The sequence below is a fragment of the Actinomadura spongiicola genome (genome assembly GCF_003432485.1).
Lineage (GTDB): Bacteria > Actinomycetota > Actinomycetes > Streptosporangiales > Streptosporangiaceae > Spirillospora > Spirillospora spongiicola.
On record NZ_QVNQ01000005.1, the window covers coordinates 67,643 to 81,019 of the forward strand.

Annotated in this window: 15 protein-coding genes; 3 read left to right on the forward strand and 12 right to left on the reverse strand. The window is 75.9% G+C overall.

The window, feature by feature from the left end; all coding sequences use genetic code 11:
- Window positions 1-85: 85 nt before the first annotated feature.
- The 12 genes from D0T12_RS16740 to D0T12_RS16800 form a co-directional block, all read right to left on the reverse strand.
- The gene (locus D0T12_RS16740; RefSeq protein ID WP_117400546.1) at window positions 86-712 is read right to left on the reverse strand and encodes an IMPACT family protein; all 627 of its coding nucleotides are present in this window, start codon (window positions 710-712) and stop codon (window positions 86-88) included.
- 93 nt (window positions 713-805) lie between these two features.
- Entirely contained in the window at window positions 806-1,585 is a 780-nt protein-coding gene (locus D0T12_RS16745) for an HAD-IIA family hydrolase (protein ID WP_117401055.1), read from the reverse strand.
- 338 nt (window positions 1,586-1,923) lie between these two features.
- Window positions 1,924-2,499, reverse strand: coding sequence for a TerD family protein (locus D0T12_RS16755; protein WP_117400547.1), 576 nt, complete (start codon window positions 2,497-2,499; stop codon window positions 1,924-1,926).
- A 58-nt stretch (window positions 2,500-2,557) separates the two neighbouring features.
- Window positions 2,558-2,977 carry a DoxX family protein gene (locus tag D0T12_RS16760; protein WP_117400548.1) on the reverse strand — a complete coding sequence of 140 codons (420 nt, stop codon included), beginning with the start codon at window positions 2,975-2,977 and terminating at the stop codon, window positions 2,558-2,560.
- 295 nt (window positions 2,978-3,272) lie between these two features.
- Window positions 3,273-4,706: a hypothetical protein gene (locus tag D0T12_RS16765; protein WP_147339535.1), complete on the reverse strand. Its 1,434-nt coding sequence runs from the start codon at window positions 4,704-4,706 to the stop codon at window positions 3,273-3,275.
- Window positions 4,703-5,140 carry a hypothetical protein gene (locus D0T12_RS16770; protein ID WP_117400550.1) on the reverse strand — a complete coding sequence of 146 codons (438 nt, stop codon included), beginning with the start codon at window positions 5,138-5,140 and terminating at the stop codon, window positions 4,703-4,705. Before D0T12_RS16770 ends, D0T12_RS16765 begins: the two co-directional genes overlap by 4 nt.
- Complete coding sequence (locus D0T12_RS16775) at window positions 5,137-6,366, reverse strand: molybdopterin-dependent oxidoreductase (protein WP_117400551.1); 1,230 nt, start codon at window positions 6,364-6,366, stop codon at window positions 5,137-5,139. The genes D0T12_RS16770 and D0T12_RS16775 overlap by 4 nt, the downstream gene beginning before the upstream one ends.
- Window positions 6,342-6,959, reverse strand: coding sequence for a class I SAM-dependent methyltransferase (locus D0T12_RS16780; RefSeq protein WP_117400552.1), 618 nt, complete (start codon window positions 6,957-6,959; stop codon window positions 6,342-6,344). Before D0T12_RS16780 ends, D0T12_RS16775 begins: the two co-directional genes overlap by 25 nt.
- A complete protein-coding gene (locus tag D0T12_RS16785; protein ID WP_117400553.1) occupies window positions 6,956-7,672 on the reverse strand; it encodes a TIGR04282 family arsenosugar biosynthesis glycosyltransferase in 717 nt (238 codons plus the stop codon). Before D0T12_RS16785 ends, D0T12_RS16780 begins: the two co-directional genes overlap by 4 nt.
- Entirely contained in the window at window positions 7,669-8,337 is a 669-nt protein-coding gene (locus tag D0T12_RS16790) for a glycosyltransferase family 2 protein (RefSeq protein WP_199487506.1), read from the reverse strand. The genes D0T12_RS16785 and D0T12_RS16790 overlap by 4 nt, the downstream gene beginning before the upstream one ends.
- A gap of 37 nt (window positions 8,338-8,374) precedes the next feature.
- Window positions 8,375-9,490: an NAD-dependent epimerase/dehydratase family protein gene (locus tag D0T12_RS16795; protein WP_117400554.1), complete on the reverse strand. Its 1,116-nt coding sequence runs from the start codon at window positions 9,488-9,490 to the stop codon at window positions 8,375-8,377.
- 103 nt (window positions 9,491-9,593) lie between these two features.
- Complete coding sequence (locus tag D0T12_RS16800; RefSeq protein WP_117400555.1) at window positions 9,594-10,661, reverse strand: aminotransferase class V-fold PLP-dependent enzyme; 1,068 nt, start codon at window positions 10,659-10,661, stop codon at window positions 9,594-9,596.
- 83 nt (window positions 10,662-10,744) lie between these two features.
- Between D0T12_RS16800 and D0T12_RS16805 the strand changes: the two genes are divergently transcribed.
- The 3 genes from D0T12_RS16805 (at window position 10,745) to D0T12_RS16815 (ending at window position 13,328) form a co-directional block, all read left to right on the forward strand.
- Complete coding sequence (locus D0T12_RS16805; RefSeq protein WP_117400556.1) at window positions 10,745-11,764, forward strand: LysR family transcriptional regulator; 1,020 nt, start codon at window positions 10,745-10,747, stop codon at window positions 11,762-11,764.
- A complete protein-coding gene (locus D0T12_RS16810) occupies window positions 11,751-12,272 on the forward strand; it encodes a pyridoxamine 5'-phosphate oxidase family protein (protein ID WP_117400557.1) in 522 nt (173 codons plus the stop codon). The genes D0T12_RS16805 and D0T12_RS16810 overlap by 14 nt, the downstream gene beginning before the upstream one ends.
- Before the next feature lie 135 nt (window positions 12,273-12,407).
- Window positions 12,408-13,328 (forward strand): hypothetical protein, encoded by a 921-nt coding sequence (locus D0T12_RS16815; RefSeq protein ID WP_117400558.1) that lies wholly within the window; start codon window positions 12,408-12,410, stop codon window positions 13,326-13,328.
- Window positions 13,329-13,377: the final 49 nt, after the last annotated feature.

The following is a 13,377-nucleotide window of genomic DNA, read 5'->3' on the forward strand; positions in this document are numbered from 1 at the left end:
CGTTTCTCCGGTACCGGCGTCGAACCCCGTCCCGGCGGGGCGCGGCGTGTCCGGCCGAGGCGCCCGATCCGCGTCGTGAGCGTGGTCAGGGGGTGGTGGGGACCTCGATGTGGCCGTGGGCGCCGCGGCGCACCGTCACCCGGCCAGCGGTGATCCGCGCCGCCCACGCCTCGAACTCCTCCAGGTCCGCGGCCGGGACGGCGACGTCGGCCTGCACGTCGCGTCCGTAGCGGACGTCGCCGGGCCGCACGCCCCGCCCGTGCAGGTCGCCGAGGAACCGTCCCGCCAGCTCGTGCTCCACGCCCACCGTGACCGTCACCACCGGGAGCAGCTCCACCACCCCCACCGCGTCGACGGTGTCGGCGACGGCCTGCCCGTAGGCGCGGACCAGTCCGCCCGCGCCGAGCTTCACCCCGCCGAAGTGGCGGGTGACGACCGCGACGGTGCCGGTCAGGCCGCGCCGCACCAGCACCTGCAGCATCGGGATCCCCGCCGTGCCCGCGGGCTCGCCGTCGTCGTTGCTCCGGGTGATCTCGCCCTGTTCGCCGACGACGTAGGCGGTGCAGTTGTGGGTGGCGTCGTGGTGCGCCCGCCGGTGCCGGGTCAGGAACTCGGTCGCCTCGTCCTCGTCGGCGGCGCGGGCGAGGGTGCACACGAACCGGGAGCGCCGGACCTCCAGCTCCCGGGTACCCGCCTGTCGGATCGTGCGCATGGCCGCCCCGAGTGTACGGCGTCGTGCCCGGTCGAGCGCACCGGCGGGCGCCCGTCCCGGCCGAGACCGGTCCCGCCCCCGACGGGTCTCGCGCTACACCAGGTCGATGAGGTCGGCGATGGACGCGACGACGCGGTGCGGCCGGAACGGGAACCGGGCGATCTCGTCCTTGCCGGTCACTCCGGTCAGAACCAGGATCGTTTCCAGGCCGGCCTCGACACCGGCGACGATGTCGGTGTCCATCCGGTCGCCGACCATCGCGGTGCGTTCGCTGTGCCCGCCGACGACGTTCAGCGCGGTCCGCATCATCAGCGGGTTCGGCTTCCCGACGAAGTAGGGTTCCACCCCCGTCGCCCGGGTGATCATCGCGGCGACGGCGCCGCACGCCGGCAGGGACCCTTCCGGGGACGGGCCGATCGGGTCGGGGTTGGTCGCCACGAACCGGGCGCCGCCCTCGATCAGCCGGATCGCCCGGGTGATCTGGGAGAAGCTGTAGGTGCGGGTCTCGCCGAGCACCACGTAGTCGGGGTCGATGTCGCTCAGCACGAACCCCGCCTCGTGCAGCGCGGTCGTCAGCCCCGCCTCGCCGATCACGTACGCCGACCCCTCGGGTCGCTGGTCCGCCAGGAACCGTGCCGTCGCCAGCGCCGACGTCCAGATCGACTCGGCCGGGACCCGCAGCCCGGCCGCTGCCAGCCGCGCCGACAGGTCCCGGCGCGTGTAGATCGAGTTGTTGGTCAGGACGAGGAACGGTTTGCCGGACGCCGACAGCCGGCCGATGAACTCCTCCGCGCCGGGGACGGGACGCCCCTCGTGCACCAGCACCCCGTCCATGTCCGACAGCCAGTAATCGATCGGCCCACGCTCGCTCATGTCCCCAGTGTCGCAGGCGGAGATCGTCGCCCGGACGGTTCCCCGGTCACCGTGACCGGCGCGCTCACGCCCCGCCACCCGAAAGCGCCCGGGATCGGCCTCGGCCCGGCGGGACCGACCAACGCGACGACCCGCCGCATCATCGGCGCGCTGAGCCGCGACGGCCGGGCCCGCCGCGTCTTCCTCGGGCGCACACACAGTTGAACACCGACGCGTTCCGGACCCAACCCGTTCCGGACCCGCCCGACACGCGAAGGCCCGACACAGGAAAGCGGGGCGTCCCCGGGGACGGGCCCCGGGGACGCCCCGCCGCCGCGTTGACGCGGAACCGGTGACGCTCAGACGTTGACGCCGAAGTCGGACGCGATGCCGGACAGGCCGGAGGCGTACCCCTGGCCGACGGCGCGGAACTTCCACTCCGCGCCGCTGCGGTACAGCTCGCCGAACACCATCGCGGTCTCGGTCGAGGCGTCCTCCGACAGGTCGTAGCGCGCGATCTCGCTGTTGTCGGCCTGGTTCACCACGCGGATGAAGGCGTTGCGGACCTGACCGAAGTTCTGCTGGCGGCCGTCGGCGTCGTAGATGGACACCGGGAACACGATCTTGGAGACCTCGGCCGGGACGGTGGCCAGGTTCACCTTGATCTGCTCGTCGTCGCCCTCGCCCTCACCGGTGAGGTTGTCGCCGGTGTGCTCCACCGAGCCGTCGGGGCTCTTGAGGTTGTTGAAGAACACGAAGTGCTGGTCCGACAAGACCTTGTTCTCCGTCGAGCACAGCAGCGCGCTCGCGTCGAGGTCGAAGTCGGTCCCGGTCGTGGTCCGCACATCCCAGCCCAGACCGACCACGACAGCGGTCAGTCCTGGAGCCTCCTTGGTCAGCGAGACGTTGCCGCCCTTGCTCAGACTGACTCCCACTGTGTCTACCTCCATATGGCCCGTGCGGGCTGGTTACCACCCGCTCGTGTTCGTCTGTCTAACGAGAACGGTAGCCATCTTGCGCTGGTTCCCCCGCCTCCTTGGCAAAGTCCACAGCGTGGCGTGCGTTTTTTCTTCCGTCGCGGGCGCCGATGATCAGTGTCGACGGGCGCGTGTCAGGGACCGCGTCGCCGACCGCAGCACCCGGCGGGACTCGGCGCGGCGGTCCCAGGCGACCGCGGCGAACACGACGGCAACACGACGGGCAGCGGGCTCCACAGCGGCTCCGGCGCCAGCGCAGCGGGCGGGTGAGGACGGCGCCGCCCACCAGGCCGATCGCCCCGGCCGCCTCGACCGTGCCGGGCACGTACCGCAGCCACTGGCCCCAGCCGAACTCGGTGAAGGTCGTGACGGCGTCGGTCCGCCCGGCGAACTTCGGCAGCGCCGAGGCGAAGAACAGGAACGCCGCCAGGAGGATCCGCGCGGCTCACAGCACCTTCCGCAGCGGTCGCCGCCCGCTTCCCTCGGCAGCGGCCGGCGGTAGTGGAAGCGGCCTGGGAGGAAGCGGCCTTGGAGGCCGGGGTGGGGGTGCCGATGGTGGGGTCTGCGCGGCGGTCGTGACGGGGGCCTTCCGTGCGGGTCTCATCGGCCTTTCACTGACGCGTCGCTGACGCCCCTCACCGGTTCGGCATGCCGCCGACTATCTCCTCGAAATTCATCTTCGAAGAGGCTGTCGGCGCAGGTGAGGGGCGGTGAACGCCCCACGGGGGCGGTCACCAGGGGGACAGCACCAGCGCCTGGACGGTCACCGCGGTCGCGGCCTGCGCCGCCAGCCACGCCCTGGCCGGGGGACGGTGCAGGGCCGCGGCGGTCATCAGCCACGCGGCGTACGGCACCCAGATCCGTTCCACCTCTCCCCTGGTCACGCCGGAGACGTCCAAGGCCAGCGCCCCCACCAGCCCGGCCGCGGCGAGCGCCGCGACGGCGGCGGGCGGGGTGCGGGCCCGGTTCCGGGCCGCGTCGCGCAGCGCGGCCGCCGCCCGGGGCAGCGCGTGCGCGACCGCCGGGCCGGTCAGCAGGCCCAGCACGGCCAGGTTCGCGGCCGAGAAGTACACGTAGGAGCGTTGCGCGGACCCGCGGCTGACCAGGTAGGTGTCCAGGGTGGCGCGGACACCGTCCGGCCACCAGAACCCCAGCGCCGTGAACACCGCCGGCACCACCGCCAGGCCCCCGGCCGCCGCGACCACCAGCGCCGCGCGTGCCCGGCGCGGCGCCCGCGCCGCCCGCACCCCCGCCAGGACCGCGGCCGTCAGGGGAACCGCCGCGAGCGGCAGCAGCCCGTAGCTCAGGTAGGGCAGGCAGCCCAGCAGCAGCCCGCCGCCCGCGGCGGCGGTGACCGCGCCGGGCCCGCCGCCGCGGCGGGCCGCGACCGTGAGGAGCGCCGTGCCCCAGGCGCCCACGGCCATGAACAACGCGTCCATCGCGGTCGCGACCCACAGCGCCAGCGGCGCCAGGACCAGGAACGGCACCGCCGCCCGCGCCACGCGTTCCCCGGCCGCGCACCGCACCGTCAACGCGACCGCGGCGACCGTGGAGGTGCCCGCGGCGATGACGATCGCCGCCGCCCAGCCGGTGCCGCCGAGCCCGGCGCGTTCCAGCGCCCACAGCGCCAGGGTCGGCAGCGGCGGATGCCCCCGCACGTGGGTGGTGTAGCCGCCGAGGCGTTCGGTGAACGTTTCCACCCACAGCAGCGGGTCCGGTCGCAGCTGCGGCAGGCCCGCCGGGTATTCGGTCGGCGCGTCCAGGGGCCGGGCGAGCGCGTCCCACCCGTCGGTGGTGGCCAGCGCCACCGTCCACACCGCGGCGGCCGCCCACGCGACCGGTGGCAGGGCCCGCCACGGCAGCCGCGCCGCCAGCACCGGCAGGAACGCCACGGCGGCGGCCGCGGCCGCGGCGGCGGGGAGCAGCCGCCAGGTCAGCGGCCGTTCCCGCGCCCGCGCGTGCAGGGGCGGCAGGTCGTCTTCGGTGGCCAGGCCGGCGCGGCGCAGATACCAGCCGACCGTGAACGCCGCGATGATCCCGGCCGCCCACACCGCCACGGCGACCCACCCGGCCCTCCTCCCTCCCTTCCCCCGCCCCCATGGCGCACTTCGGGCCCGGGTTCTGATCCGGTCGCGGGTCTGGTCGCGGGTCTGGGTGGGCGTCACCGACGCCTCCCCCGCCGCGCGGCGTCCCGGCGGGCCACGACCTTCCCCGCGAACCCCGTCACGGACCCGGCCACGGGCCCGGCCGCGCAGAGCAGCACCACGACCGCCAGCACCACCGCCAGGTTGCGGTCGTAGGGCAGCGGCAGGCGGGACGGCTCGTCGGCGCGGCGCCCGTACCCGAGGACGAGCGGCGCCGCCACCACGGTCACCGCTCCCCCGACGACCAACGCGGTCCGCGTGGCGCGCCGCCACGGCCCGGGCAGCCGCCCGGTCGCCGCGCCCACCACCAGCACCACCGGGACCAGGACGGCGTCGTGCAGGACCGCGGCGCCGGCGAACCACACCGCCCACGCGGCGGCGTCGACGTGCGCGGCGATCCCGCGGGCGCCCCAGGCGATCAGCGCCAGTCCAGCCACGGCCACCACGACCCTCATGTGATCACCAGCCGGTGCACCCATTTGGTCTGCATGACCCCGGGCCGGTTGGGCGCGATCAGGCGGCACGGACGGCCGTGGTCGAGGTCGAGGGGCGCGCCGCCCAGGTCCAGGGCCAGCAGGGTCAGCGGGTCGTGCCAGTGCCGGGCGCTGACCAGCGAGGTGCGGTAGATCCCGGCGGCCTGCAGCGACTCCACCCGCACCCGCGCGTCGGCGGGGGCGCCGGCCAGGGCCAGCAGGTCCCGCAGCCGCACGCCGCGCCAGTCGCCGTCGACGCTCCAGCCCTCCACGCACGCGATCGGCAGCCGCGCCGAGTGCTGCGGGAGGGCGCGCAGCTCCGCCAGCGACAGGACGAGTTCGCGGCGGACGCGTCCGGTGACCGTCAGCCGCCATTCGGGGTCGCGGGCCGCCGCGGTCACCCCCGCCGCGGCGGCGGACTTGTTGACCGGCAGGTCCCGCGGCCCGGCCGGGGTTCCGTGGCCGGGGCGGCGCGGCGCCAGCACCGCCAGCCGCGCCAGCGGCGCGAACGTCTCCCCGACCGTGGTCGCGGCGATGACCCCGCTCGCGGCGGCGACGGTGAGCAGGAACCCGCGGCGGCCCACCGCGTCCTGCGGGCGGGTCATCACCGCGCGCCGCGTGGCGGGCCACCGGTCGGCGGCGTGGATCAGCAGCGCGCCGACGACGATGTAGGCGGTCCAGTAGTGCGCGGTGGTGAACGGGAACGGGAACGCGTACCAGTACCCGATGTTCAGCACGCCGGTGACGGTCTGGAACAGCGCCCCGCCGACCAGCACGAAGATCGCCAGCCGGCGCAGCGCGTGCGTCAGCGACCGGGCGGGCGGCCACTGCCACAGCTTCGGGTAGACCGTCCACAGCTTGGCCAGCAGCAGCGGCACCGTCGCCAACCCGCCGATCACGTGGACGCCCTGGGTGACCCGGTACAGGTTCACCGGACGCGACGGCCACTGCGCCCAGCCGGGCGGGTGCTGCATGTAGTGGGAGATCAGCCCGGTCACGAACGCCGACACGATGCTCACGCCCAGCGCCATGCCCAGCCACGCCGCGACCCGCTCGTCGTGCAGGCGGCTGGTGAACCGCCTCGACACCCCGTCCGGCCCAACCCGCAGCAGCCGTTCCGGTATCGCCCGCAGTCCCGTCCACGGTCGGCGGGTCGCCAGGCGGGCCAAGGCCGCGGGGACGGTCAGCGGTGGAGGGCGACGAACCATCGGCCCGCCTCCTCCCAGGTGTCGGTGACGGTCGCGGCGCACGCGGCGGCGAGCCCGGCGGCGGCGTCGGCCGCCACGTGCGCCCAGGGGAACCACGCGCCGACCGCGTGGCCCGACCGCAACCGCAGCGGCTCCACGTGGGACGCGGCGCCGGGCGGGTCGACCTCGACCAACGCCCGGCCGCTCGGGGCGAGCAGGGTCAGGACGCGGCGCAGCAGCGCGGCCGGGTCGCCGCCGATGCCGATGTTGCCGTCGGCGAGCAGCACGGTCCGCCACCGTCCGGTGCCGGGGACACGGCCGAACACGTCCCGGCACAGGGCGGGGCCGCCCGCGGCGACCGTCAACGCGACCGCGGCGGGCGCGATGTCGATGCCCAGCACCGGGACGCCGCGTTGTGCCAGCGCCACGGTGAGACGGCCCGGCCCGGACCCGACGTCCAAGGTCGCGCCGTGACAGCGGTCCAGCAGCCCGCCGTCGCCGGGGCGGGCCGCGAGCCATTCCCGCACCGGCAGGGGCCTGCGGCGCCCGTCGGCGTGTTCGATCTCGACGGGGCCGCCGCCGCGCAACGCGTCCTCGTACAGTTCGCCGATCATGCCGAGAAGGCCCGGTCGGCGCGGGTGGCGGGATCGGGGCGGAGTGCGTGGACGGCCGCGGCGAACCGGCTCCACGGGCGGCCGCCGCGGGTGAGGGCGGCGGCCACGGACGCGGCGTCGGCGGGGGTGTCGACGTCGGTGAGGGCGGGCAGCTCGCCGACGTCCAGCCCGGCGGCGCGCAGCCGCGCCAGCAGCGCGCCGCCGGTGTCGGGGCGTGACATCGGGACGCCGCGCAGCAGCCGCGCGTCGGGGCGCCGCAGCCCCAGCAGCCAGAACCCGCCGTCGGTCGCCGGGCCGAACACCGCGTCATGGCGGCGCAGGGCCCGGTGGGCCCGTGTGAGCAGCGCGGGCGTGACCTGCGGGGTGTCCATCCCGATGAGGACCAGGGGGCGGCCCGCCCAGGCGTCGGTGAACGCGTGGGCCAGCCGTTCGTCCAGGCCGCCGCCGCGCTGGGCGGTGACGGCGAACCCCGCGGGCAGCCACGGCCCGGGCGCGCCGTCCAGCGCGAGGGTGCGGCGCCCGGCCGGGGTGGCGGCGACGGCGGCGAGGGTGTCGCGCAGCGCCGCCTCGGCCAGCGCGGCGGCCTCGGCGGGCGTGTAGGCGGGCGTCAGCCGTGTCTTGACCCGCCCCGGCACGGGCTCCTTGGCGATCACGATCAGGTCCGCCGGGCCCCCGCCCGGGAACTCGGCGGCCGGGTCGGCGGCGGCGCTCATGGTGTCACCTCGGTCAGGACGCGGCGCATGTCGCGGACGGCGCGGACCGTCCCGCCGACGGTCCCGGTCACCTTGGACGACCCGGTGCGGGGACGGTACGCGACGTCGATCTCCCCGATCGGCCATCCGGCGCGGGCGGCGCGCAGCACCATCTCCAGCGGGTAGCCGAACCGGCGGTCGGCCAGGTCGAGCGCGAGGAGCGCGTCGCGGGGGGCGGCGCGCATCGGGCCGAGGTCGCGCAGGCGGGTGCCGGCGCGCCGGTTCAGGGACCGGGCCAGGACGGCGTTGCCGAGCCGGGCGTGCGGCGGCCACGCGCCGCGCCCGGTCGGGCGGCGCCGCCCGAGCACCAGCCCCGGCGCGCCGCCCTCGCGCAGGGCGTCGAGCGCGGCGGTGAGGCGGGGCAGATCGGCGGGGTCCAGGGACGCGTCGGCGTCCATGACGCACACCACGTCGCCGCGGGCGGCCAGCAGCCCCTGGTGGCAGGCGGCGCCGAAACCACGGTCGGGTGCCGCGACGACGCGGGCGCCGTGCCCGGCGGCGACGCGGGCCGAATCGTCGGTGGAGGCGTTGTCGACGACCAGCGGCCGGAACCCGGCGGGCATCCGGGTCAGCACCCACGGCAGCGCCTCGGCTTCGTTGAGGCACGGAAGAATCACATCGATCACGGATCTGACGTTACTGTCGGTGACGGTCGCGCGACCCTTACGAACTGGTGACGGGCCGACGCGCGAACTCGGCGATGCCGTCCTCGAACGTGACCGTCGCGGTGAACCCGAGCTCGTGGCGGGCCCGGTCGGGGCGGGCGACGATGTGGCGGACGTCCCCCAGCCGGTAGTCGCCGGTGACGCGCGGCGCGGGCCCGTCGACCGCGGCCGCCAGCGCGGCGGCCAGGTCCCCGACCGTGCGGGGCCGGCCACTGGCGATGTTGTAGGCGCGCAACGCCCCCGGTCCGAGCGCCCCCGGTCCGAGCGCCCCCGGTCCGGTCGTGGTTGGGCTGGTCGTGGTTGGGCTGGTCGTGGCGGCGTGTTCCAGGGCCAGGACGTTGGCGCGGGCGACGTCACGGACGTGGACGAAGTCGCGGCGCTGTCCGCCGTCCTCGAACACCAGCGGTTCCCGGCCGTTCGCCAGCCGCGACCGGAAGATCGCCGCGACGCCCGCGTAGGGGGTGTCGCGGGGCATCCGCGGCCCGTACACGTTGTGGTACCGCAGCGCCGCGACGGTCCCGCCGGTGGCCCGCGCCCACGACGCGGCCAGGTGCTCCTGGGCGAGTTTGGTGTCGGCGTAGGCGTTGCGGGGGTCGGGTGGGGTGTCCTCCCCCACGGCGGCGGGGTCGAGGGGACGCCCGCAGGCCGGGCAGCCGGGTTCGAACCGTCCGGCGCGCAGCGCCTCCTCCGGGCGGGGCCCGGGGCGGACGGCGCCGTGCCGGTCGCAGGTGTAGGCGCCCTCCCCGTAGACCACCATCGAGGACGCCAGGACCAGGACGCCGACTCCGGCGCGGGCCATCTGCGCCAGCAGCACGGCGGTGCCCTGCACGTTCACGGAGGCGTAGTCGGGCAGGTCGGACACGTCCACGCCGAGACCGACCTTGGCGGCCTGGTGGCAGACGGCGTCGACGCCCTCCAGCCGCCGCGCCACCGCGTCGGCGTCCCTGACGTCACCGACCGCCGGGCCGTCCGCCGGGCCGCCCGGAACGCCGGTGGAGGTGCCGTGGGGGCCGGGCCGGGTGTCGAGGCCGCGGACGTGGTGGCCGGCGGCGGTCAGGGCCTCGGCGATGTGCGAGCCGATGAACCCGGCCGACCCGGTGAGCAGTACGTTCATGCCGACGAACGTAGAACGCCGCGGGCGCCGCCACGGCCGGACCGGGCCGGCCCTGCGCGGGCCGTTCGCACCTTGTAAGGACTTGCCGCCCACCCGCCGGGGGTCAGGCGGCGGTGAGCAGGGGCGCGAGGAGCGCGGCGGCCCTGTCGACGTCGGCGTCGGTGGTGCTGAGGTGGAACGCGCAGCGCAGCCGTCCCGCCCGCATCGACGCGATCACCCCGTCCGCGCGCAGCCGGTCGGCCGTGCCGTCGGGGACGGCCACCGACACGATCGCCGACCCGCCCGCCGACCCGCCGGACGGTAGGCCGAGCGCCGCGCGGAAACGCCGCGCCAGCCGCACGTTGTGGTCGTGGACGGCGTCCACGCCGACGCGTTCCAGCAGTTCCAGGGCGGGGGCGTGCCCGGCCCAGCACTGCCACGCCGGGGACAGGTCCAGGCGCCGCGCGTCCCGCGCCAGGCGCAGCGGCAGCCCGTACACCGAGTCCCAGATGTCGGCGCCGGCGTACCATCCGGCGGCGAGGGCGGGCAGGGCGTCCAGGGCCTCGGCGGTGCCGGTGAGGAAGCAGGTGCCGCGGGGGCCGAGGAGCCATTTGTAGCCGCCGCACACCAGCCAGTCGACGCGGTCGGCGGGCAGCGGCAGCCACCCGGCGGCCTGGGTGGCGTCCAGCAGGATCCGGGCGTGGTGCGCGCGGGCGGCGCCGATGACCGCGTCGAGGGGGGCGACGCGGCCGTCGGCGGACTGCACGGCCGACACCGCGACCAGGTCGGTGGTGTCGTCGACGTGGTCGGCGATCCGGTCCAGCGGGGCCGACCGGACGGTGAGGTCGGCGCGGGCGGCGAACGGCCACAGCAGCGAGGTGAAGTCGCCGTCGGCGACCAGGACGGTGGCGCCGGGCGGCAGCGACGCGGCGACCAGCCCGACGAAGTAGGACACCTGCGGCCCGCACGCGACCCGGGCGGCGGGGACGCCGAGCAGCCGCGCGAACGCCTCCCGGGACCGGGTGACCGCCTCGTCCAGCAGGGTGGGCGTCATCAGGCCGGCGGCCCGGTCCCGTTCGGCGGCGAGCATCGCCTGGTGCGCGGCGCGGGGCGGCAGGCCGTAGGTGGCGGTGTTGAGGTAGGCGACGTCGGCGCCGAACCGGCGTTGCGCGTCCTGCACGGAGAGGGTCATGCACTGATCGTCGACCACCCCCCGCCATAGCACAAAGTACGGTTCCCTGGGTGACCCATAAACGGCGTTGATAGTTTGTGGGGATGTTGGACCTGCATCGGGGCCGGATCCTGCGGGAGGTGGCGCGGCTGGGGTCGATGACCGCGGCGGCGCGGGCGCTGGCCTACACCCAGCCGGCGGTGTCGCATCACATCGCGCGGTTGGAGGCCGAGGTCGGGACGCCGCTGGTGGTGCGGCACGGCCGTGGCGTGCGGTTGACCGAGGCGGGCCGGATCCTGGTCGAGCACGTCGAGGACGTCCTGGCCCGGATGGACGACGCCGAGGAGCGGATCGCGGCGATCGCCGGGCTGCGGGCCGGGCGGGTGCGGGTGGCGGTGTTCCAGACCGCGGCGGGCGGGCTGCTGCCGGACGCGTTGGCGGGGCTGCGGGCCCGCGCGCCGGGTGTGTCGGTGACGCTGGTGGACGCCGACCCGACCGAGGCGCTGGGACTGCTGCGGGCCGGGGAGACCGACATCGCGGTGGTGTTCCGCTACGAGCACATGCGTCCCGACACCGACGGGCGTTTCCGGGAGGTGGTGCTGGGCGACGACCCGCTGCGCCTGGTCGTCCCCGCCGGGCATCCGGTCGCCGCCGCGGACCGGCCGGGGCTGGGCGACCTGGCCGCCGAGACGTGGGCGTCGGGATGCGCGCGGTGCCGCGACCACCTGCGGTGGACGTGCGCGCGGGCCGGGTTCGTGCCCGACATCGCCTACGCCACCGAGGACCACGTCGCGATCCAGCGGCTGGTCGCGCGGGGGCTGGCCGTCACCACGCTCCCGGCGTTGGCGCTGGGCCTGCACACCGAGCCGGGCGTCGCGGCGCTCGACGTGCCCGGGGTCGGCCGCCGCCGCATCACCGCGCTGGTCCCGGCGGGCCCGCGTCCCCCGGCGGTGCGGGCGCTGTTGGAGGAACTGGTCGCGCGGCGGGTGGGCGGCGATGAGTTCGGGCGCCGGGCGTGGTCGACATCGGGTGAGACCCGACCCGACGAGGGCACCTTCGACGGGAACGGTTCCGCGGGAAACGGTTCCGATGAGGAAGGCGGGGACGACGATGACCGACCGTGAGCCCGGCGAGGCCCGTGACCTCGACATCTACGGCGGTGGGGAGCTGGCGTGGGACGCGGTGCGTGAGGCGCTGATCGAGGCGTTGCCGAAGATGGAGACGCCGGTGTTCCTGGGGACGGTCCGGCCCGACGGCCGTCCGCACGCGGCGGGCGTCGGCGCGCTGTGGTACGAGGGCGACCTGTACTTCACCAGCGGCCCCGGCACCCGCAAGTCCCGTGACCTGGCGGCGAACCCGGCGTGCACGCTGTCGATCCGCACGCCGATCGCGGACGTGGTGCTGGAGGGCGACGCGCGGCGCGTCACCGACCCGGCGGTGCTGGAGCCGGTCGCCGCCGGTTACCGGGAGGGCGGCTGGCCGGCGCGGGTGGACGGTGACGCGGTCACCGCGCCGTTCAGCGCGCAGAGCGCGGGCCCGCCGCCCTGGCACGTGTACCGGTTCACCTTCCACACCGTCGTCGCGGTCGGTATCCGCGAGCCGTTCGGCGCGACCCGGTGGCGTTTCTCCTGACACCGGTCCGCGCGGTGACCCCGCCGTGCGGGTCGTGGGTTCGCGGCCGTGGGTCCGCGGTCGTGTCGACTTTGGTCTACCGGGCGTGGCCGTTCGGGCGATGCCCGCACCGTCGGTGCCGCCGAGGATGGCGGTATGACTGGGGGCATCTCACCGAGCGGCGCGCCCGCGGGCCGTTGGACGCTCGTCCACGACGGCCGCCTCTTGCAGGTGGAGACCGAGCGCGTCGGGTGGAACCGGGTCGTGCGGCTGTTCGTGGACGGCGACCTCGCCGGTGAGACCACGACCGATTGGCTGACGGCGACCGTCCCGTACGGGGACGGGCTGAGTGTGGTCGTCGGGTTCGACGCGGTCGGATACGGCGACGGGCAGGCGGCACGCTGCGACCTGGTCCCGTCCTCCCCCGGCGAGGACGAGGCGGGGCCCGACCCCGCCGGCGAGAGCCCGACGGTAAGCCTGGAAAAGGGCCCTCACAAGGGCGGTGACCGGGGCGGTGACAGGGGCGGTGACCAGGACGCCGAGGCGGACCGGGTGGCGTTCGAGCCCCCCGAGGGGACGCGGGCGGCGCGGCGGGAGGCGCTGGCGCGGGCGCATCCGACCCTGTACGCCTCACGGCATGTGGCGGTGGCGGTCGGCCGGGTCCTGTTCCCGCTGCTGGGGGTGGGTCTGCTGGTGAGGGCGCTGGTGAAGGCGCTGCCGTCACCGGACGTGTCGTTGCCGGACATCGACCTGCCGTCGGTTCCGCGGCCGGACATTCCCTGGCCGGACGTGCCGTGGCCCGATCCGCCGGATGTGTCGGCTCCGCCGTGGGTGACCGTGATTCTGGCGACCGCGAAGTTCTGGGGGCCGATTCTGGTCGCGGTCGGTGTCGCGGCGCGGGAGGCGCGGAGCCGCAAGCGCCGGGCCGGGCGGTCCGACGCCCCGCCCACCACCCGGCCCCCGCAACGGGCTCCCGACGCAACGTCCTCCGAAGCGTCCTCCGAAGCGTCCTCTTCGTCGTCCGCCGGGCGGCCTGTCGCGGGGACCGCCGATCGGGAGCGCCCCTCGGGCACCTGACGGCGAGGCCGGGGCCGCGTTCGTCCGCCGTCGCCGCGCGACCGAAACC

Excerpts from the sequence above, each read along its gene's own strand:
- D0T12_RS16740 (WP_117400546.1), bottom strand. The coding sequence starts at position 712 with ATGCGCACGATCCGACAGGCGGGTACCCGGGAGCTGGAGGTCCGGCGC.
- D0T12_RS16745 (WP_117401055.1), bottom strand. The coding sequence starts at position 1,585 with ATGAGCGAGCGTGGGCCGATCGATTACTGGCTGTCGGACATGGACGGG.
- D0T12_RS16770 (WP_117400550.1), bottom strand. The coding sequence starts at position 5,140 with ATGAGGGTCGTGGTGGCCGTGGCTGGACTGGCGCTGATCGCCTGGGGC.
- D0T12_RS16775 (WP_117400551.1), bottom strand. The coding sequence starts at position 6,366 with ATGGTTCGTCGCCCTCCACCGCTGACCGTCCCCGCGGCCTTGGCCCGC.
- D0T12_RS16780 (WP_117400552.1), bottom strand. The coding sequence starts at position 6,959 with ATGATCGGCGAACTGTACGAGGACGCGTTGCGCGGCGGCGGCCCCGTC.
- D0T12_RS16785 (WP_117400553.1), bottom strand. The coding sequence starts at position 7,672 with ATGAGCGCCGCCGCCGACCCGGCCGCCGAGTTCCCGGGCGGGGGCCCG.
- D0T12_RS16795 (WP_117400554.1), bottom strand. The coding sequence starts at position 9,490 with ATGAACGTACTGCTCACCGGGTCGGCCGGGTTCATCGGCTCGCACATC.
- D0T12_RS16800 (WP_117400555.1), bottom strand. The coding sequence starts at position 10,661 with ATGACCCTCTCCGTGCAGGACGCGCAACGCCGGTTCGGCGCCGACGTC.
- D0T12_RS16805 (WP_117400556.1), top strand. The coding sequence starts at position 10,745 with ATGTTGGACCTGCATCGGGGCCGGATCCTGCGGGAGGTGGCGCGGCTG.
- D0T12_RS16810 (WP_117400557.1), top strand. The coding sequence starts at position 11,751 with ATGACCGACCGTGAGCCCGGCGAGGCCCGTGACCTCGACATCTACGGC.
- D0T12_RS16815 (WP_117400558.1), top strand. The coding sequence starts at position 12,408 with ATGACTGGGGGCATCTCACCGAGCGGCGCGCCCGCGGGCCGTTGGACG.